This is a genomic window from Verrucomicrobiia bacterium (assembly GCA_035765895.1).
Lineage (GTDB): Bacteria > Verrucomicrobiota > Verrucomicrobiia > Limisphaerales > DSYF01 > DSYF01.
Map to the genome: position 1 here is coordinate 13508 of DASTWL010000010.1, position 24668 is coordinate 38175.

Annotated in this window: 15 protein-coding genes; 2 read left to right on the top strand and 13 right to left on the bottom strand. The window is 61.2% G+C overall.

What is annotated here, in order from left to right; genetic code table 11:
* Positions 1-25: 25 nt before the first annotated feature.
* From VFV96_01950 to VFV96_02010, 13 genes are all read right to left on the bottom strand, one after another.
* Entirely contained in the window at positions 26-2506 is a 2481-nt protein-coding gene (locus VFV96_01950; protein HEU5069155.1) for a PA14 domain-containing protein, read from the bottom strand.
* 20 nt (positions 2507-2526) lie between these two features.
* Positions 2527-4371, bottom strand: a complete 1845-nt coding sequence (locus tag VFV96_01955; protein ID HEU5069156.1) for an NPCBM/NEW2 domain-containing protein — start codon at positions 4369-4371, stop codon at positions 2527-2529.
* 35 nt (positions 4372-4406) lie between these two features.
* Complete coding sequence (locus VFV96_01960; GenBank protein HEU5069157.1) at positions 4407-5984, bottom strand: sialate O-acetylesterase; 1578 nt, start codon at positions 5982-5984, stop codon at positions 4407-4409.
* Between the two features lie 71 nt (positions 5985-6055).
* The gene (locus VFV96_01965; GenBank protein HEU5069158.1) at positions 6056-8512 is read right to left on the bottom strand and encodes a beta-L-arabinofuranosidase domain-containing protein; all 2457 of its coding nucleotides are present in this window, start codon (positions 8510-8512) and stop codon (positions 6056-6058) included.
* A 71-nt stretch (positions 8513-8583) separates the two neighbouring features.
* Positions 8584-10245 (bottom strand): hypothetical protein, encoded by a 1662-nt coding sequence (locus tag VFV96_01970; GenBank protein HEU5069159.1) that lies wholly within the window; start codon positions 10243-10245, stop codon positions 8584-8586.
* A gap of 178 nt (positions 10246-10423) precedes the next feature.
* Positions 10424-11287, bottom strand: coding sequence for a prepilin-type N-terminal cleavage/methylation domain-containing protein (locus tag VFV96_01975; GenBank protein HEU5069160.1), 864 nt, complete (start codon positions 11285-11287; stop codon positions 10424-10426).
* Between the two features lie 222 nt (positions 11288-11509).
* The gene (locus VFV96_01980; protein HEU5069161.1) at positions 11510-12448 is read right to left on the bottom strand and encodes an aldo/keto reductase; all 939 of its coding nucleotides are present in this window, start codon (positions 12446-12448) and stop codon (positions 11510-11512) included.
* Positions 12449-12469: 21 nt separating this feature from the next.
* Positions 12470-14164, bottom strand: coding sequence for a sodium/solute symporter (locus VFV96_01985; GenBank protein HEU5069162.1), 1695 nt, complete (start codon positions 14162-14164; stop codon positions 12470-12472).
* A gap of 4 nt (positions 14165-14168) precedes the next feature.
* Positions 14169-15221, bottom strand: coding sequence for an L-idonate 5-dehydrogenase (locus VFV96_01990; protein HEU5069163.1), 1053 nt, complete (start codon positions 15219-15221; stop codon positions 14169-14171).
* An 8-nt stretch (positions 15222-15229) separates the two neighbouring features.
* On the bottom strand, positions 15230-16060 hold the full coding sequence (locus VFV96_01995) for an amidohydrolase family protein (GenBank protein HEU5069164.1): 831 nt from the start codon (positions 16058-16060) through the stop codon (positions 15230-15232).
* A 104-nt stretch (positions 16061-16164) separates the two neighbouring features.
* Complete coding sequence (locus VFV96_02000) at positions 16165-19002, bottom strand: hypothetical protein (protein ID HEU5069165.1); 2838 nt, start codon at positions 19000-19002, stop codon at positions 16165-16167.
* Between the two features lie 47 nt (positions 19003-19049).
* A complete protein-coding gene (locus VFV96_02005) occupies positions 19050-21563 on the bottom strand; it encodes a glycoside hydrolase N-terminal domain-containing protein (GenBank protein ID HEU5069166.1) in 2514 nt (837 codons plus the stop codon).
* A 484-nt stretch (positions 21564-22047) separates the two neighbouring features.
* Positions 22048-23586 carry a M66 family metalloprotease gene (locus VFV96_02010; protein ID HEU5069167.1) on the bottom strand — a complete coding sequence of 513 codons (1539 nt, stop codon included), beginning with the start codon at positions 23584-23586 and terminating at the stop codon, positions 22048-22050.
* Positions 23587-24022: 436 nt separating this feature from the next.
* Between VFV96_02010 and rpmI the strand changes: the two genes are divergently transcribed.
* Both rpmI and rplT read left to right on the top strand, forming a co-directional pair.
* Positions 24023-24241: a 50S ribosomal protein L35 gene (gene rpmI / locus VFV96_02015; GenBank protein ID HEU5069168.1), complete on the top strand. Its 219-nt coding sequence runs from the start codon at positions 24023-24025 to the stop codon at positions 24239-24241.
* 24 nt (positions 24242-24265) lie between these two features.
* Entirely contained in the window at positions 24266-24640 is a 375-nt protein-coding gene (gene rplT, locus VFV96_02020; protein HEU5069169.1) for a 50S ribosomal protein L20, read from the top strand.
* Positions 24641-24668 lie beyond the last annotated feature (28 nt).

A 24668-nucleotide genomic window follows, 5' to 3' on the forward strand; every position in this document is an offset into this window, starting at 1 on the left:
CGATCGCAAAAGTGGGCCGGCGGGTTCATGGTTCGGTGGGCGCCGCCGCGCTTTTCGGGTGCGTGAATGCCTCGGGCGGCACCTCGGTAAATCGGCTGCCCGGCAGCGCCCATTCCAAACGCAACCCCGAACCGCCGGTGCCTTGGAAATAGCGGACTGAGAGGGCGTGCGCGCCGGCGGCAAGCGCCACCGTGCCCACGGACTCTTCCATGCCGTGAATGCCGTGCTTGCCGCACACTTCCCGGCCATCTATCCACACCGCCGCCCCGTCGTCGGAGGCCACCCGGAGCAAATAAACACCCGTGGTCGGGGCGTTGAGGAACCCCTCAAACACCAGGGCGAAGTCCTCTTCGCGCGGCTTGGGGGCCAGGCTCACCTGTTCGACCACCACGCGCTTCAGCCGCTTCAACGAGTCAAACGCAGGCATGTCCTCCGGCCGCTGCCCCAGTTCATACACGGCAACGTCCAGTCCCGGCCCGGCTCCGCCCGCCTCAACCGCCGGCAGCGGCGTCGTGTGCTGCATCGGAAACGCCACCACGCGGCTCAACCGGCCGTCCGGCCACCGGGTGCGGGCTTTGATGACCGTGTCACCGGTGATTTTGATCGGCTCCCGGTAAACTGGCGAACCGGCATCCGGCTCCCGTCCGTCGAGCGTGTAAATGATCTCCCCCCGATCACTGGCGCCTTCAAGTTCGACGGTTGTGGAGCCAATGAACTGATCTGCCAAAGTGGTCTTGCGGGGCGGCAACAGGCCCGCCAGTGCGCGCGCGGAAATTTCCGGGCGGATCTTGCAGACGTCGCGGTCGTAGGTCATCAGCCCGTTGTTCTCGACCTCGATGTCGGTGAGCTGCGTGTAAACACTCGCGCTGATTCCGGGTTCCTTCACGCGCCGCAGGAGGACGCCGGTGATCTCCTCGTAACGGGCATTGAGCGATTCCTCGTCATTGAAGGTCTGATAGCCCCAGCCCGAGTCAACCCACATGTGCCCCGGGAGGTTGCGGCCCAGGCCGCCGTATTCACCAATGACGGCCGCCCGCTTTTCCGTGGGTTTTGGTGCGCCCGGCACGGGATAAGTGTGATGGTCCAGCACGTCGCCAACGTTCTTGTCCACCCAGCCACTGGCGTTGTCGATGAGCCGGCTGGGATCCCACTGGCGCACCAGATCCACCACTCTTTCAGTGTCGTATTGCCCCCACCCTTCGTTGAATACGACCCACATGATGATGCAGGGATGGTTGCAATGCGTCGTCACCATCCGTTGCAGTTCGAGTTCAAACTGCTGCTGCTGTGCGGCAGTGTGATTGCCGGAGCCCGGCATGTCCTGCCAGACCAGCAGGCCAAGCTTGTCGCACCAATAATACCAGCGGTCCGGCTCCACTTTCACGTGCTTGCGCGACAGGTTGAAGCCGTATGCCTTGGTCATCTCGATGTCGTGCTTCAACGCCTCGTCCGTCGGAGCCGTGTAAAGGCCGTCCGGCCAGAAGCCCTGATCCAGCGGACCGGCTTCAAAAAGGAACTTGTTGTTGAGCAGCATGCGCGTGACGCCGCTCTCATCCGGTCCAATTGAAATTTTCCGCATTCCGAAATAGCTGTGCACCTCATCCCGGTTCGAATCGTCCGTCAGTTCGATGTCGAGGTCATAGAGGAACGGCGAGTCGGGCGTCCACAGCCGCGCGTGCGGGACAGGAATGGTGATTTCCCCGCCGGCCGGCCCCGTGCCGGTGCCGACCCGGGTCTGACCGTCCCGGGCGACGGCGCGCACGGTGCCGCCTTCCGCCTCCACGGTCAGCCGCAACACGCCCGCGTCGATGTCCGGCACCATTTTAAGGGCCTTCACGTAGGTCCGGGGCACGGACTCCACCCAGACGGTGCCCCAGATGCCGCTGGTGGCCGTGTAAAAAATGCCGCCCGGGTTGAGGGTTTGCTTGCCGACGGGCTGGCCGCCTTCGTTGGTCGGATCCCAGACGGCAACCACCAGCGTCTGCTCGGCGCCGGGTTGCAGCGCCGCGGTGACGTCAAAGACAAACGGATCATAGCCGCCTTGATGCCGCCCGATCGCGTGGCCGTTGACCCACAGTTCGGTTTCCCAGTCGGCCGCGGCGAAATGCAGCAGCACGCGCCCGCGGCGCCACGCTTCCGGCACGGAAAAGGTTCGCCGATACCAGAGGCGGTCCTTCGGCTCGACCCGCTTCTTGATGCCGGACAACGCTGACTCCACCGGGAAGGGAACCAGAATTTGCTGCGTGAACTGTGACGGCGGCGGCGCATCCTTGGCCGTGATTTCGAACTGCCACAAGCCATTCAGATTCTGCCAGGCCGTTCGCACCAGTTGCGGACGGGGATACTCGGGAAGCGGCCGGGCGGGATCCACATCCTTCGCCCAGCGCGTCATCATGTTGCCGGGCACGGGCTGCCACGGCGCCGCGCCAGCGGCCAGTCCGGCCAGCAGGATCAGCGCGCCCGCAAGGCGATTTCTCAAGGACGAGGAGGATGTGGTTGCACTCATTCAGATTTTGCGATGACCGGTCATTCTGCTTGCACCCGGTAAAGCCCCGCGCCGTGCCGGGGCAGGGTCTGTTCAAACGTTTCTTTGACCGGGCCCAAATCCCTGCCCTGCCAGAGATCCCGCACCGCCACCGCGCCCGTGAACCCCAGATCTCGCAGCGAAACCCGCACCGGCTTGCTGGCCAGCGCAGGCGGACGCTGGGTGAAAACCATGAAGTTGACCGTCGCTCCGCCGATGGTTTGCCCGGTCCCGCTGTCATCCAGTCCAGCCCGCGCCTGGAAACGCGTGTAGCCCGGCGGCAAATCATAGACAATCAGCGAGGCGGCGTGCGTGCCGATCCCGTCCGCAACGGGCTGGCCGTCGATCGTCAACGGCGAACCGGCCGCCGAGCGGCCAAGCAGCACGCTTCCCCAACCGCACGTGGCGGAGCGCCATTTGAGCTGGGTGAGCTTAAGCACGCCCCGCGGTCCGATCAGCCGCGGCTCCGCCCAATCCGCGTGGTCACACACAAACCCATCGCCCCCCGTGCTCACGGCCAGATACAGTTGACGGGCTCCAGTGATGTCCACATCCACCGGCACCGCGTGGCCGGGCGTTGCTCGCGTCACCAGCGGACTGCTCCAGGCCGCACCTTCCGGCGTCAACTCTTCGGCGCCCACCGAGAACAGGGCCAGATATTTGGCGGTGGAACCGGGCACATCGGCAACCCACGCCGCCTGGTCGTCATTTAGGAAAATTTGCCGGTTGTTGGCGCTGCGTTGGTTGACCGACAACACTTCACGATTGGTGATCAATCCGAGCGTGAAGGCATCCGTATCCGGCAAATTCCCGCCCAGCATCAGGGGACAGCGACCGATCGCCCACAAGGTGACCAGGGTCCGTTGTTCATCGTGCGTCAGCAGATTGGTTCGCGCCGGTCCGGTGGGCGGACCCGTGAGACGCAATTGCCCCAGCGGCAGCATGTCCGGATCCGGCCAGTGCCCGTGGCCGATTTGCGGCTCCCACTCGTGCAGAATGCCGAAGGCGCTGCGCACCTGCGGCCATTGGTCCCACAAATCACCCAACAAGCGCCACATGTTGGCATGACTCGCGACGTGCCCGGCCACGCTCACCGGCGTGGGTCCCGGCGAAAGGCTCAACACAACAGGCCGGCCGCACTGATCGATCGCCCGGCGATACCCTTCCACCTCGGCCTGATCGTAGGGCGTGCTCAGGTCATCAACCTTGATGAAGTCCACCCCCCACGAGGCATAAAGGTCCAGCAGCGAGTTGAGGTAGGCCTGGGCGCCAGGCAGGTCCATTTTCAACCCGACCATGTGGTTCAACCACGGACAGGGATTGTTCATGTCGGCGACCTGATCAGCGGTGGCGTCGGACTTGGCAACGGGGCACTTCGCCGCCACCGCCTGTTTGGGAATGCCGCGCATCACATGAATACCGAACTTCAGCCCGAGCGAGTGGACGTAGTCAGCCAAAGGCTTGAATCCTGCGCCCTGCGCCGCCGAGGGAAAACGGGCTTCATCGGGCAGCAGGCGCCCGTGGGCATCCATGTTCAGGCGGGGATGAAAATCCGGCGACTGCTCGGGCGCAAAGCCGGCGCCGGGCAGGTCCGGCGCCGACCAGACGTAATCCACCACCACATATTGCCAGCCGGATTCCTTGAGATGCGCCGCCATGTAATCCGCATTCTCACGCACCTGCGCTTCGTTCACCTTGTAGCCGTAGCAGTCGTAACTGTTCCAGCCCATCGGCGGCGTTGGCGCCCAGGTCAGAAACGCGGCCTCGTCGGCGGCCTGCGCCCCCGCGGCCAGCAGGAGACTCACCGCCAGTGGAACGTGCGCCAGGAGGTTGAATTTTTTTGTCATAATGTGTGACTTCACGTGCCGCCCGGAAAAATCCGTCACCAGTCGTCCGTGCGAAAGGGCGAAGCCGGCAGGCCCTCGCGGTTGTAAAGATTGCAGCCGGCCGGATTCATCGAGTAGGCGTAGCGGACGGCGACGGGAGCGGGCACGTTGGGCGAGGAAACAACGACGGTGGCGCCGTCAATGACCGCATCCGCCCAGAACCACTTCCGATCCTGCCCCGCAATCGCAAAGCGCTTGAGTTTGGCCGTCTTGTCTTCGATGGTGGGCTGGCGGCCCTCCTTCTTACCCACCATCAATCCGCTGCCGACGCTCGTGAAGAAAATGCAGGCCTTGTTGCCTTCGACCTTCAGGGACTGGTAAAGCGGACCGCTGTAAACCAGCCCGGCCTTTCCGTAATCCTTCGCCAATGCCCAGAGGGCCAGCCGCTCACCCACGTCAAATTTGTTCTTCGGATGGATGTCATTGGGATTGTCCGCATCCGCGAGTTCAATGGTCACGGCCATGCCGGTCTTGGGAATCTCCAGACTTTTCAACTGCGCCATGCGGACGCGCGCCCAACCGTCGCCGCCGGCCGGGTCATTGTTCGGCTGCGTGAAGTTGGCCAGTTGCACAAAGTAAAAGGGAAAATCGCCCTGGGCCCAAAGCTCGCGCCACCCGCCAATCAACGCGCGCATCTTGGCGTAATACTCGTCGCCTTCGCCGCCGTTCGATTCGCCCTGATACCAGATCGCGCCTTTCAGCCCGAACGGAACAATCGGATGGATCATGGCATTGTAGATGGAGGACGGGAAACTGGCGTCGTTGTAGGGATTCCCGGGCACCGGCGGCTGGACAGGGATGTCGGCTCCGGGCGCGGTCAAAGCCTTCCGCACGTCGCCGATCCATTGCTCCAGTGGTCCGAGCGCCTTGCCGAGCTCAGCGCGATAGGACTGACAGCGATTCGTGACATCCACCAGAATGCCTGCGAGCGAATCCACCTGCTCAAAACCGCTGGGCGGAATCCACGGCTCGATGCGGGTGCCGCCCCAGTTGTCATCAATCAGCCCGATGGGCACGCCGGTTTCCTGCTGAATCCTGCGGGCGAAATAAAATCCGACCGCGGTCCAGCCCGGCGCGCTCTGCGGCGTGCAAACCTCCCACCGGCCCGGGATGTCATCCGCCGGTTTGCTGGCCGTGGTGTGATCGAACTTGATGCGGCGCAGCGTCGGAAACTGCGCCGCTTCGATGTCTTGCGGCGCATTGCATCCGCCCAGTCCGAATTCCATGTTCGACTGACCGCTGCAAAGCCACACGTCCCCGAGCAGCACGTCCTGCACGGTGACTGTGTTCCTGCCCGCGACGGTCAGTGTGAGCGGCGCGGCAGACATGGGTTGCGGCGCAAGCTTGACCATCCACCTGCCATCCTTGCCGGTGGTGGTTGTGGCTTTCGCCACCCCCATCTTCACCGTGATTTCTTCGCCGGGTTGAGCCCAGCCCCAAACCGGGACCGCCTGATCGCGCTGGAGAACCATGTGATCGCTGAAAATGCCGGGGAGCCGCACATCTGCCAGCGCCGTCACCGTCAGCCCGGCTGCCACCAGTCCCACGAAATAACCAACCATTTTGGTCAGCATTCTATTGTCGCTCGCCAGAGGTCGTCTTGAGTTTTGCATGGTTCGTTAATCGTCCGTGAAATTGCCATGGATCACTTCACCTGCCATTCCAAAATGCCGCCCGAAAAGTCTGGTCGAAGCTGAACTTCCAGGCGCAGGGCCGTGGTTTGCACCGTATCAAAGGTCGCGTGATTGAACTCATTGCTGGCAATGGGTGGCATTTTGGCGTTCGCAACTTCACGCCACTGGTCGCCATCGCGGTAGAGAATCTTCCATGATGCCGGCAGGCGGCATTGACCGTTTCCGGCATCATCGAACCAATACACCGAAGCACGGGAAATCTTCATGGGACTGGCAAAGTCGTATTGCACCCACTCGGCGGTCCCGAGATGTGGCCACCAAGTCATGCGCGGGATGTCATGGTCGTTGGAGTTGCGAGGCTCCAAGCCGTCACCCAGCGCCTCGACAGTGTCACCTCCAAAAACATGCGAGGCGCTTGCCTTGTAGCGGGATGGTCTGGACTGAACCGGCGCGATCCAATCGTGTGCGTTGGGGCCATTTCCGATGACGGGGAACATTGAAATGCGCAAACGGGCCGCACCCATGGGAATCAGGGTGACCTCTTCGATGGGCTCGCCGGACCGCACCGGACTCGGCTGAAGTTTGGCCACCATGTGATGTGAGTCGGCCTGCCAGTTCGGAATCTTGCGCGCCCTGGCCTTCAACGAAATCGGCGCGTTTTCGGGAGTCCACGGCTGCGCCATGATCGGGCCGGGTTTGCGAATGACGCTGAACGCTTTTTTGTCCAGCACAAGACCGTAGTTCCATGGCGTTTCGGCGAAAACTTCCCACTCCGGCCAGTCCCCGGTGTGGCCCCCATACTTCTCCCAGCGTTCCTCGATGGCCAGCGAGTAACTCAACGGGCCGCGGCTGACGGAGACGGCATTCTGATTCTTCACCCAGTCGTGAGTGCTAATCTTCATCGGAAGTTGGAGCGTGATCGTGTCGCCATCCCTCCATTCGCGCTCCAGCACCACGAACGCCAGCGGCCTGGGTTTCACTTGCACATTCCGGCCATTGATTTGCACCGAAGCTGTCTCGCACCAGCGTGGCACACGCAGATACAGCGGGAAGCTCACCGTTTTCGGAACGGCCACCTTGAAACGGATGACCTCGTCAAACGGGTAATCGGTCTGTTCCGAGATGGTGACAACCGTGCCGTCGCCCACGTGGGCCCGCACCTCGCTGGCCGCATAAAGGGAGGCGCACAGCCCGTTGTCGGGCGTCGCGAGCCAGAGATTCTCCGCGTAATAAGGCCAGCCGTGCGACACATTGTGCTGGCAGCAGCGATACACCGCGAACGGACTGTAGCTGAACATCGTCCCCCCGTTCTGAATGCCCGGCGATTTGTTTTCGCGGTCGAGCTGAATCTGATTGGCACAGGTGATGTAATGCAGGCCCTTCTGATCAGGCGTCATGGCTGCGGGAAAACTGTTAAACGCGATGTCCTCGCACCGATCAACCCAGACCGGGTCGCCGGTGATCTTCATCAGCATCTCGAAACTGTGCATGAATTCTACGATGCCGCAGGTCTCAATGCCGCCACGCGGATCCACAAAACCTTCGCGGCAATTTTCGTCACCGGCGAAACCACCGCCGGGAAACTGGCCATACAGGCTCATGAGCTTGGTGTAGTTCTGCTCTGCCGAGGCCAGATGAGCGGGATCCCTGGTCACCATCCAGGCCACGGTTCCGGCGCGAAAACCCTGGGCCAGATTTACGTTGTGCCAGTCGACAATGCCCTCGTCCCAGCGGGCCATGCCTTGGTGAATCCTTTTCGCCAGGTCGAGCAGCCAGGGCTCACCGGTGCGATTGTAAAGCCAGAGGGCGCTTTCAATGTTGTCGCCGGCACGAAGCTTCGGCCAGTAGCCTTCACCAAACGCGTTCGCCGGCAGCGTGCTTTCCCACTTCAGATAGCGCGTCATCACTTCAATCACGCGCGGGTCTCCGCTGAATTCATAATAACTTTGCAGGGCATTCAGCATGACCATGTGCGGCCAGAGATCGGGCTTGCCATTGAGCGAGGTGAGCAACGCGCGCGGACCGAACCAGCCGTCCTCGCGTTGCGACGCCATGGCGGCCTCAATCCATTTCTGCGCCTCTGCAATTATTTGCCGGTCGCCGAGCACGTAACCGAGATCCCCGTAACCTTTCAGCCAGTAAGGCATTTCTTCCCAGCCGGCCCCACCCTGACCATCCGTGCTTGTCCAGGCACTCTTGTCGAACTCCAGCCAGGGCGAAACTTCCTTGAGCCGTCCCGTCATTCCGTCCCGCTCCAACTCGAGTTGATGCCGCAGCCAGCCTCTGGGAGTGATGCTCCCGATGGGCAGCTTCACAAAGGGGCTGGGCGCGAGCGGGGCGCGGTTCGCGGTATAAAAGGCGTTGGTGCCCGCCGTCTCCGGAAGGTTCGCGACGGCAACAGATGCATGTCCGGCCTGCACGGCAAGGGTCAGTGCGATGACGATGGCGTGAAGAGCCGTTCGATTCATGAAGAATGCAAACATTGACGGCTGAGGATTGAATCCATTCATGACAATTTTCTGCTCGCCGCGCGAATTCCTCATGGTGCTTTGAAGACTTGGATTTCCGACAACCCAATGTTCGGGCTGCCGCTTTTCACACCGGTGACGACAAACATCAGCCAGTCCACCTTTCTGGTCGGGAAACTGACTTCGAGTCCTTGTTTGGCGTCGTCCGGCAACGCGCCGGTCTTGATGGTGGAACCATCGCTGAACACCAACATGCCGGACGTGATTTGATCGAGCTCATTGGGCCGGTCAAAAAGCGTCACCCGGTTGATGGTCTGAGGCCGGTTCCAGGACAGGCGCAACATGGCGGTGTCTTGTTCCCCGTTGCTGGCCCATTCATCGCGAATGTCACCGGGATATCCGCCCACCACGCCATCAATGGCACCAGCGGCCGAGTAGCCGGGAAACGTGGAACTGACGGTCACCCTCGCGTCCCGCGCCAGGTTGTGCGCGGGTCCGGCTGTGGGCGGCATATCGGTCGGCGTCAGCAATCGCACCTCCTGCCAGCACATGGCATAGCGGCTCCCGGGGGGGAGTGACTGGAAGGTGGTCCCGCCCCACCCGGAGCTGAAGTTGGCCGCGTAACACAGCCAAAGCGTGCGCCCATCTTCACTGATGAACTTGGAGGGGATGTTGACGAAATAGGCCTGTTCCCCGAAATCCTTCAAATAGGCGACCAGCTTCCACGGGCCGGCGGGATCACCCGCCTCAAGGATGTAGGTGCTGTAACGCGAGACCGTGTTGCCACCGTCCGTCACGCACATGAGGTATTTCCGCAGCGGTGCGTCGTAGGTCATGGTCACGCAGCCCATGTGATCACGCCACTCGGCAACCGGTTGGATCCGCTCGAAATCGCGGCTCCAAACGGCGGCCCCGGACTCGTTGCGCCCCGCAAAAAACTCATACTTTGAGGCATCGTTCATGTTCTCGATGCCGGGCGTCACGCGGGTCAAATAGGCCTGGTCGGCCGTGATCCAACTGTCGTAGGCGAAGCGGCGATCCTTCCCATCACTGGCGCCTTGAGCGACAAGGTAGGCCTTGCCGTCGGGCGAGTGCTCCAGGTTGCGACCGAAGTCCACGAAATGCGGAGCGCCGATCTTAACCGGCTCGCCGTTCAATGCCTGCTCGCCAAAAAGCGGTTTGGCCGGCGTGCAGGGTGTCTCCGTCCAGCTCCGGCCATAGTTGGTGGACCAGCGAAAGCCGACAAACGGCCCAAGCCATGGCCAGTTGTAAATAATGCCGTCACGCCGGATGCCGCCGCCGGGATGCAGACAATACGTTCCGTAATACCACACCCCATCGTAAACCAGCGAACCGCAGGGATAACGTCCTTCGTAGGGCCTGGGGCTGGAGGCAAAAACCCCCTGGTTGGTGACCACCAGGTGGAGCGGGTCATCACCCAGGAGGGTGGCATGTCCGGTGGTCGCATTTTCCCCGGCGGAACTTGAGCCAAGTCCGTTCACGTTCCCATCGGTCCATGGCGAGTAGAGATTTCCATCCGCCGCCCAGGAGGGATACCACGTGTCGGCACCGGTATATTCCGCGTGCCGGCCAGTGAAGCCGATCCCGACAAGTGTTTCAGATTTCGGAAACGGACAGTCTTCGGGCGGGCGCGAAGGCCAGACACGGATGCGCTGCGGCGGCGGTGCGGCCACAAGGCGCTGCGTGACACCTGCGCCAGCCTCCGTTGCCATCGGCAATTCGGCGGCGACGATTGACCACTGGCTGGCACAAGCGCATACCAAGGACGCAACCGCCAGATTTCGGAGGAAGGCTCCGTTCAAAGAATTTGATTTCATGGATGTCGCACCTCCAAGACGACCCCCCCGCAAAAGGTGATCCATTCGCCAGACGATTGGGTGAGACATGGCACTACCTCGTTGCACCTGTGATTTTGACTGAGGTTTTGGACTGGATCCAATCAATGTCCATGTTGCCCGGCGAAGGCCAGCCCCAATGCGTGGGTTGCGAGGTGCGCGCGTCCCTCCATTTGTGGATCTCCGAATGGCCGTCCGCAAAAGAGAAACTCCCCGCTAGATTGTGGTAGGTGGCAGGCACATCAATGAAGTTCTTTCCGGGCAGATAATTCGGATCGTAGTAGTTCATGTCCGTCAGGAAAAAGCCGTCGTTGATGGATTTCTCACTCTCATCAAGGATGACAAAGACATTGCTTGGGCCAGGACTGGCCAGATCATTCATTTTCCGGTAAACCACGTAGCCCGGAATCTGAAAGTCGAGCGGTTGATCTTTTGCGCGCCCTGCGATGTAACCGTTCATGGAGACGCTCCGACAAACCGGCGTGCCCTGGGAGCCCGGGCGGGTGCTTGTCCGCCGGTCGCCCGGACATTTGAAAACCTTGACGTTGCCCGCCAGAAACGGACTCAGCGGGCTGGTTTTGAGATAATTCGGAAGATCGATAAAATCTGCGCTGGCCGGATTATCGACCAAGCCGTTCAACCAAGTGCGGGATCCCAGCGCCACATCGTCGCCGTCCGAACCATACTGGATCCAAGCCAACGTGATCTGCCGGGTGTTGTTCATGCACATGATGGCTTGAGACTTTATTTTGGCCTTCGCCAAGGCAGGAAGCAGTAGCGCCGCCAAAATGGCAATGATCGCAATGACAACCAGAAGTTCAATGAGCGTAAAACCTGTGCTCGCTGCCGAACATTCAGGCAGGTGACCACAGCATGCCCCGCCCCGGCGTGTCTTGTCGGAGCCGGATGGTGCTAACACAACTTCGTCTCTTCCACACATAAAGGTTTGGCGGTAACGAACGACTTGCATCGCCGGTTTTCGCATGACTCAGGCGAAGCCAATTGGCCCCGCTGCGGGGGCACATTATCCCACACTGCCATTGCTGAACCAACCGAGGGTCGCATACCGCCCGGATGACGCACTACTGCACATTTTATGAAAACTTGTGGATTCCTTACACGCCATTCGAACACGAGCGCTTCAGTAGTCCCAATCCTGGTTGCAAACCGGGCCCAAAAGTTTCCGGACTTGCGCCACAAGGGCTGCGTCAAAAGGTTCTTCCGACCAAAGGACGTTCCGTTGGACTGCTTCAGAACTGGCGGAACTGAACAAGGTTGTCGGAATCTCCGGATGCTGGCTCGCAAACTGCAGGGCAAGTTTGCTGATACACGTTCCCCTGCTCCGGCAATATTCGGCGGCCCGCCTGAAGACGGCGCGATCCTCCGGCGTCGCCGGATGCCAGTCGGCCGGACCTCGATCAGTGAGCAGTGCACTGGCAAAAGGCGAGGCGTTAATCAGCCCAACCCCTCTCTCCTTGGCAAGCGGCAACAATTCCAACAGGCGCGTGTCGTTCAGGCAGTAGTGATTGTGGACGAGCGCCACATCAATGTCGCAGTCGCGGAAAATCCGGTGCCATAGATCCATCGGGTAAGTGCCAAAACTCACCGCGCCGATGCGCCCCTCGCTTTTCAGCGCGTGAAGTGTGGCGAGCCCCTCTTGCAATGCCCATTCGGTGTGTCGGCGGCCCTCATATTCAATGTCGTGGATGTGGATAATGTCGAAATAGTCCGTTCCCAGGCGCGTCGCGCTTTCTTCGAGGGATTGGCGGATGCGAACCGCGGAGTAATCGAAGGAATCTTTGCCATACTTCCCGGGACTGGTGTATTTGCCAATCTTGGTTGAAATGACGTATTGGCTCCGCGGAATGCCTTTGAGGGCCCGGCCCAACAGCGTCTCCGCGCGCGTGCCGCCGTAGGCCGGTGCGACGTCGAAGTAGTTGATGCCACAATCGAGCGCGGCATACACAGCGCGGATGGCATCCGCCTCTGGCACGACATGAAAGACGCCGCCCAGCGACGACGCACCAAAGCTCAGGCGCGACACCCTCAAACCGGTTTTACCCAGGAAATTGTGCTTCATCGTGGATGCTCACCCCGCTCTTCAGCGCAGAAAAACATACAACCCGCCCACCGTGAGCAGGAGTATCACGGTCACAATCCGCGGATCCCCCACTCCCGTCACCGGACCTTTGAGAAATGCGAGCGGATGATCCCAACACACCTTGGCAACAGCCGCCTGGTCCATCGCGGGCGTCAGCAAACTCGTGACGATGTAGATCACCACACATAGGACCGCGATGATCGGGCCGACGAGCATGAACGGAATGCCCAGGCCTTGAACCGGGTCGCTTACCAACCCGCCAAAGCCCGCGTGCGTTGCGTGGCCCAAAATCATCTTCCCCATGGCCGGCAGGTCCGCCAGAAAATAGATCACGCCAACCGCTGCCCCGGCATAGAGGGTGGTCATCGCAGCCTGCCAGTTGCCTCGCTTCCAGATGAGCCCCAACAACAACACCGTCGTGACCGCCGGCGCAAACGTCATGGGAATCTTGTTGATGGCCTCAAAAATCGTGCCGAACTGATCGCCCTGCGTGGACCACAGCATGGCCAGCAGCATGACTATGCCGGTGGTGATGCGGCCGATGGTCACCACGCGCGCATCCGGCATGTCCGGACGCGACCGCTTGATGATGTCCATCGAGATGAGGGTGGCACAACTGTTCAGACCCGCCGCGATCGTGCTCATCAGCGCCGCCGCCATCCCCGCCGCCAGCAATCCCTTCAATCCGGCCGGAACGAGATGATTGATGAGCATTGGAAGCATCGTGTTGTAATCCGGATTGTTTGTGCCGGGGACGGTCCCAAGCTGAAACGCTCCTCTTTGCCAGAGCACGCCCCCCACCACGCCGGGCAGCACCATCAGAAAGACCGGAGTGATCTTCAGAAAGCCGGCAAACAACGCGCCATTCTGACCTTCCTTGATCGTGCGGGCAGCCAGCACGCGCTGCACCAGGGTTTGATCGGCGCACCAATACCAGATGCCCAGGATCGGATAGCCCAAGACCACCGCCAGCCAGGAATACTCATTCAGATGACCTTCCGCGTTTACCACGGGCCGCAACATGCTCAGCTGTCCCGGGTTCACCGCTTCCTTGAAGGACGCCACATCGTTGACACCAACCGATGGCAGGGCGCGAATCGCCAGGATCGTCACCAGCGCTGCGCCGAATAGCAGCAACCCCGCTTGAATGTTCTCGGTCAGCACCACCGCCTTGAGTCCCCCCAGCGCCGTGTAAACCACCGTGAACAGCGACAAGACGACGATTGACGTGATCATCGGGACACCCAGAAAACTCTCGAATACTTTGGCCGCGGCAAAAAGGCTGATGCCAATGTGAATCAGCAAGGCCCCAAGAATCCCGATCACGGCGAGGAAGGTTCGCGCGGAGGGACAATAGCGGCGTTCCATGAACTCCGGCAGGGTGTGGGCGCTGGATCTGATGTAAAACGGAGCAAACACGAGCGCCAGCAGCATCAACGTGAAGCACGCCATCCATTCGAAGTTGCCAATCACCATCCCGCTGCTTGCGCCGCCCGCCGCAAGTCCCACCAAATGGATGGTCGAGATGTTTGACGTGAAAACCGCCGCGCCGACGGTGAACCAGCCGAGCGATTTGTTCGCCAGAAAATACTGGTCCGTCGACGCGTTGCGACGGAAACCGGTCCAGATGCCAAACGCCGTGATGCCAATCAGGTAGGCGGCGATTACGGCCACATCAATCATCGATACATTCATGCGTTCAGTTGATTTCCAGCTGCACCTTGAGCACGTCGCCTTTGTCCCCTGCCAGGCGCAAGGCCCTGGCCGTCTCGACCAGCGGCAACACGTGGCTGATCAAGGGATGCAGATCAATTCGCTTCGCCTCAATCAGACGAATCGCTTCGTCGAAGACGTTCCCATAGCGCATGGAACCGATGAAGTTGACTTCGCGATTCATGAGCAGGTTGGCCGGAAGCGGAATATCCTCAGTGCCGAGCGTGCCGATCTGCACAATCGTCCCGCCCGGCCGCACCAGTTCAAAGGCCTGCCGCAGCGCGGCCTTCGCGCCAGATGCTTCAAAAACCACATCAAACCCCTCACCAGACAGTTCCCGCACTTGCTCCGAAAGATCGCTGGCGGCAGGATCAAGCTCCGCGTCGGCACCCAGCCTGTGCGCCGTGCCGCGCCGTGATGCCAGGAGATCACTCAATGCCACAGGCACCGCACCAAAGACTTTGGCTGTCATCGCCACAAGCTGTCCAATCGGCCCGCCGCCCGTGACGAGCACACGTTTACCTGAAACAACACCCGCGCGTTTCACCGCGTGCAACGCCACCGCGAAAGGCTCAAGCATCGCCCCCGTGGCATCATCCATGTCCGGGGGCAGCGCGTGGCACTGGTCTGCGCGAACGGTGACATATTCGGCGAACGCACCGTCCGTCGGCGGCTGGGTGCTCGCACTGCCCAACATGATGATCTGACGGCAAAGATTCGGCCGGCCGCCTTTGCAATACTCGCAAAAGCCGCAGGAACGCGCAGGATTCACGGTGACACGAGCCCCCAATTGAACCGTGGTCACGCCTTCGCCCACCGCCGCAACTTCAGCCGTAAACTCGTGACCAGGAATGAACGGACGCGTCGGCACAAACGCCGCGCAGTAGCCGTGCTCGAAGTAGTGGAGATCCGAACCACAGATGCCGGCCCGGCGGACGCGCAGCTTCACCATCCCGGCATTGGCTTCAGGTTGGGGCCGGGCTTCGACTTTGATTGACTTTGCGCCGTGCAAAACCGCGGCGCGCATGGTGGTGGTCATTTGGGCGTTTACTTGAGGCGGTAAAATTGAGTGCAGTTGCCCCCCAGAACCCGGCTTTGATCGGCCGGTGGATATTGACGAAGATAATCAATCACGATGCGCATGGTGTTTGCGTAATCGCCTGAGAGCCCGCACACGGGCCAGTCCGAACCAATCATCAACCGCTCCAGTCCGAACGCATAAAACACGGTGTCAAGGTAACGACAAAAATCATCCGGCTGCCATTGCTTCCATTTCGCCTCGGTCACCAGCCCGGAAAGTTTGCACCAGACGTTGGGACATTCGGCCAGGGCTGCCACACCCTCCTGCCACGGCAGGAACAACCTTTCTCCGATGCGCGGCTTGCCGATGTGATCCAGCACGAACCGTTGTGCTGGAAACTCCTGAACGAGTTGGAGCGCGGCGGGCAGATGCCTCGGGAACAACAGCAAATCGTAGGTCAAACCTTGCGCGTCGAGTTGCGCGATGCCCCGGCGAAATTCGGGCCGCAGCATGAACTCGTCATCCGGTTCATCATGCACCACGTGACGCACCCCAACGAGTTTCGGATTCTGGGCAAAGCTCTCAAGCTGGGTGTCGAGTTCCGCCGAACACAAATCCACCCAGCCCACGACACCCCTGATGAAATCATGCTGTCCGGCAAGTTCGAGCAACCAGCGAGTCTCCTCCACGTTCTGCCTCGCCTGCACCGTGACCGTGCCATCGAATTTCGCCACCTGAAGCAAAGGCTTCAGATCCTCGGGCATATAATCACGCTTCAACACTGCCATGCGCTCATCGATCCAGCGATACTCCTCCGGGTGGTAGCGCCAGAAATGCTGGTGGGAATCAATTCGCATTACCGGGTTGTTCATGGTCGGCGGCATCGCTTCCGTCCTGATTCCCGCGGGACGCTCCTGCTGAATCGGGGCGGCATCGGCGCGCGCCGGGCGGGTTTAAACATTCAAGGCAGGGAGGTGATCTCGTCGGTGTAGGCCGCCTCCACGGTATCAAGAAATAGTCCTTGAAACTGGCCGGGCGCGAGTTTCGGCAGTTCGACTTCAAACGTGTGATTTACGTCGGGTTGCAACGAGGTCACATCCGCATACCAGCCCGTAAAGGTGTTGCGCGGGTTGCTGCGGACGATGGAGGTGTAGGCCGGTTTGACGGGCACGGACTGACCATCAACCTTGAGCGTTACCCCCTTCATCGTTTCGTCATCCGGCTCCGCCACGTTGACAAAGAGCAGCAAACGATCGGAATTGAGCCACACCGCCTGACGCTCCTCCGCCGTGTAGTCCACCGGCCATGTCTGGCGGCGCGCCTGAAGTTGCGCAAAGACGCGGGCGGGAATGGTGCCTTCGGCCTTGTAGGAGCCGCCGGTAAACGCCGGATCATATTGACCGATTTGGGCGTGCGCCGGAAACGGGGTGCCCGCGAAATGGAGTTTCAAGGAAACCTGCGTGCCGTTCTGCACGAAACGGACGCTCTTGCCGTTCACCGTCAGCCCGGAAATCCGCCGGTCATCCGGCAACACGACCGCCATCGGCTTGACGGTCCCGGGCTCTCCCAGCAATCCCGTCAACGCCAGCTTGTTTCCGTTCAACTGCGCCTTGCCAATGGCACCGGTCAGCAACGGCTCCTCCACCTGCGTGGGCGCCGGGCTTACTTCCAGCACCAACGCGCTGGCGCCCGCCAGCGGCAAGCTCACCGGATCGCCGTAATTCCAAAACGCCCCGCTTGGGGGGGCCAGCAGCCGGCCCTTTTCGGCGTCCGGATAAAGCTGGCGCAAGGTGAAGCGCGTGCCGTTCGTGAGCCCGATGGATTGATCCAGACGGAACTCCGCCGGCAACGCGCGGTAGTTCGGATTGAATAGAAAAATGAAACCGTGCCCGTTCTGGAACGCCGCCGTGCCGTCCACGCGCCCCAGTTGCGGCGCGGCCAGGATGGGCTGCACATGGCGCAAAACCTCCAGGTTCGCATCGGTCCAGTCAAACCAGTCGCGCAACCACTTCTGGTCCGCCGCCGAGAAGGCCTTGTCCTCCCGCTCGTCGCGGGCCGGAATGTAATTGACCACCAAATTGAATGGCGCGGTCGCGACGGACGAAATGACCGAGTATTTCCAGCCCAGCAGATCCCAGTCGGCCGGACGGAACCGGCCGCGCGGACACTCCCCACTTTCGGTGAGGCGCGGCGTCTGGTGCGTCATGTAGCCCGGCATGATTTCCGGCGGCACAAAGCATTCCGTCCGATACCAGAACGCCGTGTGCCGCTGGCGGTCGGCCGAGACCCGATCCCAGTGCAGGTCGGGGAAGGCGCGGAAACTCTGCGGTTGCTCATCCGAGTTCAACGGGTGCGGGTAAGTTCCGGCCAGCCAGGTCCACACGCCAAAGTAATGGTATTGCTGGCGCCCATCGATGATCACCTCCGGAATCCGGCGACGCAGCTCCTCCAAAATGCGCCGGCAGCCGGCCCACTGCGCGTAGTGGCTGCTCGGCGTGTCGTCATAGGCAATCCACCAGTGGTCAAACGAATAGCCGCTCGCCCCGGTCTGGTCATGAAAGGCGACCAGCTTGTCGAGCAGCCAGTCCTGAAAACTGGTCTGGCCGGTGTCGGCGCCCAGGTAACCGCCCGGATGCCCGTTGGGCACCCAGCTTGTCCAGGCCGGCTCCTGCATGAACGGCAGCGAGGGATAAACGTAAGCCAAAAACCCGACGTTCCTCGCCTTCGCATAGTCCACGAGTTCCTGCACCGAGTCCGGCAACTTGTCGTGGGCAGGATCCCATTCGCCCTTGCGCAACTTCTGGCCCAGTGAAAACCACAGCAAGTTCTCCCACCCCCACGCGTCGCGGTTTTCCGCCAACGACGACTCCGCGCTGTTGGCGGGCGCAAAAAGTATGTCACGACATCCGATGGCCGCCGCCTGATCAATGATTCGTTTGTATTCCGCGCGGCCCTCAGGCGTGCCGATGTCAATCTGGTAATCATTCTCGCACCAACCGACATTGACGCGCGTGGTGCGGGTCGGATGCCAGAGCAAAAAGGCGCGCACGCAATCCACCAGCGCCTCCACCTCCGCCCGATCCAGCCATCCTGTGTCCGCCGGTCCGCCGCCAGCCACAAACTTCCATTCAGGAACCAGCCGCGCCGGAAGATGGACACCGCTGAGGACATAAGGGCCGAGGAGCAGCCGGTCCGAGGCAAACACACCATTCGTCGGAGTCCAGGTCATTTCAGGCGCATACCCCAGCGAGAAGCGTTCCGCCTGTCGTTTGAGCTGGAGAAATGGATTTTGCAGGGAAAGAAACAGGCCGTGCGTTGGCGCGGCTCCGTCCGCATCGGCAAACCGGAGCAGTGTGCCGTCGCGAATGCGCTGCTCCGAGGCAATGGGCGTGGCCACCTGTCCGCGCCACATTTCGATGCGATGAACCCGCACCTCCCGCTTGCCCGCGCCGGCCAGCAACACCTGTTTGCTCAAAAAATGCCAGCCCGGCTGAAGTTCATAGACCACCCGCGCCGTCCAGGGCCCTGATTCAAAACGATAAATCCGGTTCGTCGGCGACTCCTGTTCCAGCACGGGGCTGGCAAAATCGCTCTCCAGCGAATCGCCGTCCACGACCACCGTCAGGTCATCACCGGCCAGCCGCACCGTGTTGAGCGCCCGCTTGTCCGTGATGCCGGCCAGTCCGCGCGCATCAAATTCGGCGCGCACGAATTCATTCTCCAACGCCTGGCCAGCCAGCGCCGGCAGGGCCAGCAGCAGCAGAGTGGCGCCCGCAATGCATGCTTTCGGAATGCTCATGGTTCCAGGCCGTTTCAGTTTCATTGTGGGGATCATGATGGATCAGATTATTGGCCGGTCTTGGCCGGCTCCAACACGGTCGGGCGGCGCCGGATTGTCAGCGTCACCTCCTGGCGCGCAGGCAGTGTGACTTTGCAGGGCGCACCTGGCGAACGGTGTTCCACGAGGCCGGAGCCGCCGGGCGCAATCTTCACGGAGGCCATGCCACCGGGCAGGTTCAACGCCACCGTCTGCCGCACCGCCGAGGTGAGCGTCACCGAAACATCGGGCCCGGCCCAGGCGAGGCTTTTGATGGTCACCTGACCACGACACGCAACGCCCTCGATCCGTCCCTTGCCCCAGGCCGCCGGCAGTGCCGGCAACAAATCGAGCCGCCCGGGCTCGGAAGCCACCAGCATCTTGATGACGACTGCGGGCAGTCCGCCGCAGATATCCGTGTTGAAAATGCTGTGCGCGTTGTGCGTGCTGGTCAGCGCCGGAGTCCAGTAAAGATTCGCCAGCCAATCCACCACCTCCCGGCAGGTCTCCGCCTCGCCCAGACTGGCCGCGGCCAGGCCCAGTTGAACGGCGCCAAAAGCCATTTCCCCGTTCGGTTCATGCCGGCGATAGTCCATGCGCTTTTCGATGGCAACTTGGAACGCGCGACGTAGGGGCGCATTGGTTGCTATCTCTTCAGGCAATCCGTCAAACAAGGCGTAAAGATGCGAGGCGTGGCGGTGCGCGTAATTATCCTCCAGCAGAGGCGTGGTCCACTCCTTCAATGCGCCATCCGAGTTGATCTGGTAATCGGGCAGACGGGCGAGCAGGGATCGCCATTGCCGGACCTTGTCCGCGTCCGTATGCAGGATTTCGCAGGCGGCGATGCAATTGCGCAGCAGTTCCTTCACCACCGAAATGTCCATGGTGGCGTTGATGCAGGCCTGCGAGGGGTTGTTCTCCGGATGATTTTCCGGGGAGTAACTTGGGCTGAAGAGGAGCTTCCCGTCCGGCCCCGGAATGAGAAAGTCCTCATAGAAAAGGGCCGCTTCCTTCATGAAGGGCAGTGCGTGTTCGCGCAAAAAGCGCCGGTCGCCGGTGTATTGATAGTAATCGAAATAGAAGTGCGCCGCCCAGCCGGCGCCCGCCGTCCAAAAGGTCATGGGCCAGACGGAATCGAAATGGTTGTTGAGCCCGTGCGTGCTGGTGCGCGATGGCACCAGGATGCCGCGACAACCATAAAGCCGCCGTGCGTTCTCACGATACTGCGGCAGCTGCGCCTCCAAATAGCGAAAATAGGGCTGCAGACATTCGGCCAGATTGCCCGAAAGATCAGCGGCCAGCGCGCTCTGAACATTGCCATTCTGGGTGAAGTCGGCCGACCACGGCGGGCCCCACGTGCCGTTCCAGATGCCCTGCAAATTCGGAAACAGCTCGCCGCTGCTCGAAATCACGGCGTAACGTGCCGCATCAAATTCATCCTCCAGGAGCGCGGGAGAAGTCGCCCCCGGATGCGATCTGGCCAGCAGTTCCTCCGTGGGCAGGTCATGGTCGACTGCTCCTCCCAGGTCGAGCCGAACCCGGTTGAAGAGCTCACCGTGCAGCTTCACATGGCGGGACAACAAGCCGTCAAAATCAGGGGTCAATTTGCCCAACGCCTCCTCCATCGCCGGAATTTTTGAAGTGGCAAAATCTTCCAGCACGGCCACGCGCAACAACACAACCACCGCATCGGCGTTCGTAACGTTGACGCCCATGGCATCCGTCGTCATCGTGCCCCCGCTCACCACCACCCGGGCCGCCCCTTCGTAGCCTTGCAGGCTGCCAGGCCAGTTCCGCCGGAACTGGCTGCGATAGGTCAACCAGCAACCATCAGCCGCCGCCACGGCGGACTGAATGCCATTGGTAAAGGCAACTTCGGACCACCAGCCGCCCTGACCGGACGATGGCCGCGGCGCCAGGTTCAAGCGGCAACTGATCTGGCCGGGCCGCGACCCCGCAAAAGACAGCGCCACCACATCATCCGCTCTTGAAACGAACAGCCGCCGCCGAAACGTCCCGCGGACATCCGTCCACTGCACCGCGGCCAGGCCCTTGGAAAAATCCACCGAACGCGTGTAATCAGACACCGCTCCGGCAGGCTCCATTTTTAACCGGAGATCAAAGGCGGGAATAAAAGGATCGGTCCAACGTTTGGGGCCGTAACCCTCCTGCTCCGCCTCCGCCACCACCAGGTCCGCAGCACGTTGATATTCTCCGCGCTGCATGAGCGAGCGGATTTCGCCAAGCTTGCCGGCCGTGTCCGGGGGCGGCAGCGGAGGATGCAGCGGCATGAAAAGGCGGGCGTGATTCAGGATGATCGTTTCATCAAACGGCTCTCCCAGCACCATGGCTCCCATCCGCCCATTGCCGCTCAACAATGCCTCCTCCCACTGCCGGGCCGGATGCCGTGTATAAAAACCGCGTTCGGGCGAGGTCGTTCCTTCCGCCAGAACAGGTGTGGCCAGCAGAAATGCCGCCAGACACCAACCCGAAAGACGGATTCGCGAGCCGTGGCCGCCGTGTTTGTTTAGTCCAAGTGCCATGTCAATCAGCGCTGCGAACCGGCCTCCGGCCGGCCCGACAGCGCAGGTGTCATTTTTCAATGCTGTCCGTTGATCCCCCGTCACTCCGCGCCACGGCGGCCGCTCGTCGTTCGCTCGACGAATGGCCCATGACGCACAACGCGGGCTTGGTTTCGAGATTAGTGCATCTTTCAGAATCAATGGCCGGGTCGCTACCGCTATTTTTAGGAATAGTGGTGGACTATTAAGCAATCGTCCGCAGGCGACCACGGACGCGGTCTGTGCATGACCTGCCGGTTCGCCACGGAATCCCCGCCGGCTTCTCAATGCTGCATCCACCACACCGCTGCCCGTGTTGCATCGCAGCGCACGGCTCCACCAGTTGGCTGCGCGATGCATGAATTTGAATTCGTGGGCAGGTCCGGCGCGAGCCGACTGGGGCGCCCCACTTCAAGGCAGCCAGTTCATTTTGCGGCAGCCCCGCGAGGAAAGCATTTACCGGCGTTCAGTTGGGGAAGTCACCGGGCCAACGTGCGAGCACTTTGGGATGCTCCGGCAAACCCGAGCGGTCCGCTCCGGGCGTAAGCAACAGTTCAACCGCCGTGACCGCCCCCTCATCCGCACGAACATTCACGGCGGCGGTGGTCAGACTGCGGAACTGTTGGGGATCGTTTTCCGCCCCCGCGCTCGCGGCGAGCAGGTAGAAGTGCTCCCGGCCGCCTTGGTTGATCTTCAGCGTGAAGTCGCAGCCGCGCTTTGGGGAAAAGGTTTGTCGTGCGGCCTCACGATCCGCCGCCTGCCGGGGATCAAAGGTGCGAATCAAATTGCCGCGATAGGGACCGATCGGCGGATAAACCAGGTTCACGTCGGGTTCCGCCAGCGTCATGGCGGCCATGATGCTGATCACCGGCACATCTTCGTCCACCGGGTAATGAACCCCGTCACTGCGCACCAATTTGGTGTAATCGCCGGTGACCTCCTCCCATTTGTAATATTGGCCGGCCCGGCGCACCGCAACCTTCCGTTCAAGCCAGGCCTGCATTCGGTGGACGTTGTAATCGGAAAAATGGCGCAGCAGGAACGGCGGATCCTGATCGCCTTCGCCGCCGCCCTGCATGGGGTCGGCCTTGTAACGACCCGCCGGCCAGCGCGCGCTGCCGTGCTGCACGGTGGGCGGAATGAACGTGCGCGACGGCAAGTCAAACGCCCACGTCGGGCCGACGTGGACCAGGTTGAATACCTGCGGTGGTTGGATGCCATACATCTCGCCGCGATATGGATAATCCTTTTGCTGGCCGATGTGGGGCAACCCCAGCGCGTGGCCCAGTTCATGATGAAGAATGCCGGGACGCACCGATCCAACGCCGGTGAAATTGCCCGCCTGACCGCCGGCAAAGGCGCCATAAATGTTGATGTAGCACAACGCCGTATCCTGGTTGCCGCCGGCGGCGGACAAGGCGTGAACCCACTGCAGGGCGGCGGCTTGTTCGCCATCGAATTTCTGGCCGGTCTTGACGCGGTATTCTTCCGGGGAGGAAATCCTCACGGCCGGCAAGCCCGCCCGCGCCGGAATGACCAGTTCCGGAAAGTTGATGCCGCGCACCCGCTCAACCTCCAGTCCAGCCACCGGCCATTTGGACTCGATTTCGGCAAAGAGGCCCTCACGGTAATCGCCCTCGCCCCGTCCAAAATAGTGCACGTCGAACATTTTCAAATGCACCACCGTTGGCGCCCCCACCTCGATTTCATGCCGGACCACACTGGAACCGGCGCGAACTTCGACAACCAGTCCGCGGCGGACCAACCGGCCCGGAATGATTCCCGTGAAGCTGTCCTCAAAACGATGCCGCACCACGCCCGGCTCGGAAGGCAGCGAAGTTGGGAGCACGGCCGGACCACGAAGGATCATGTGATTGGTTGCCCCGCCGCTGACAACCGTAGCAATCACCGGCGGGGCCGTTTGCCCCCCGGCAGCCACCACGTGCACCTTCAGCAGCGCATCGCGGTTGCCCGTCAGCCGGAAATAGGGCTGGCCAGGTTGCATGACATGTGTTTGAGCCAGAAAGACAGCCTCAATCCGGGCATCGGAAGATGCCGAACGGTTCGTCGGCGCCTGCGCTCTCAACGCACCGGGGGACAAGCCAATGGCGACGGCAGCAGCGAGAAAAAGGGAGTGCTTGAGATTCACAAATGGAGCGCGCGATGCAGGGGAATACTACGACGCCCTTCCGCATGTTGAATCACATTTTGATGTGATGCCCTGCCGTCCACGTGCAGCGCGTCCGCGCCGGGCGTAACGCGCTTTTAATCGGGGCGATGGGTCCGCTTTTGACCTCTGCCTCACGTTCCTCGGCACCGGCCTGTTCCGGTGTCATTTATTTGAGTCAACGCGGCGAAGCAAAGCGCTGGAAAATACAACTTGCCCGCGCAAACGGCGTTCTTTATAGTGCGCGCTCTTTTGAAGGGAAACGGAAAGATTTATGCGTCGTCCAAAAGGTATTAAGACCAAGAAGTCCGTCGCCAAGCGGTTCAAAATCACCGCCACGGGCAAGGTGTTGCGCTCCAAGGCGGGCAAACGGCATCTGCTCCAAACCAAAAGCGCCAAGCGTCGGCGCGCGCTGCGCGGGGGCGGGCATTTGGTTCACAAACGCGATGCCCACCGCATCAAGGACGCCATGCCCTTCAGCCACCGGGGCTAAATTCACTCAACCTGATTACCTACCATGCGAGTTACCAACGCCGTTGCCTCCCGCAGCCGCCGCAAGCGGATGCTTCGCGCCGCCAAAGGCTTTCGCCTCAAGCGCTCCAAGCTTTACCGTTACGCCTCCGATGCCATTGATCACGGCCAGCAATACGCCTACCGCGATCGCAAGACCAAGAAGCGCACGTTCCGCTATCTCTGGCAGGTCCGCATCAACGCCGCCGCCCGCAGCGCCGGCATCACCTACAGCCGCCTGATTGAAGGCCTGAAGGCCGCCAAGGTTGCCCTGGACCGCAAGGTCCTCGCCGACATTGCCGCGCAAGACGCAGCGGCCTTCGGTGAAATCGTCAAGGTCGCGCAGAACGCGCTCAAGACGAAGGCCGCGGCCAAGGCGTAATTGACGCAGTTTCTCACAACGGGCGATC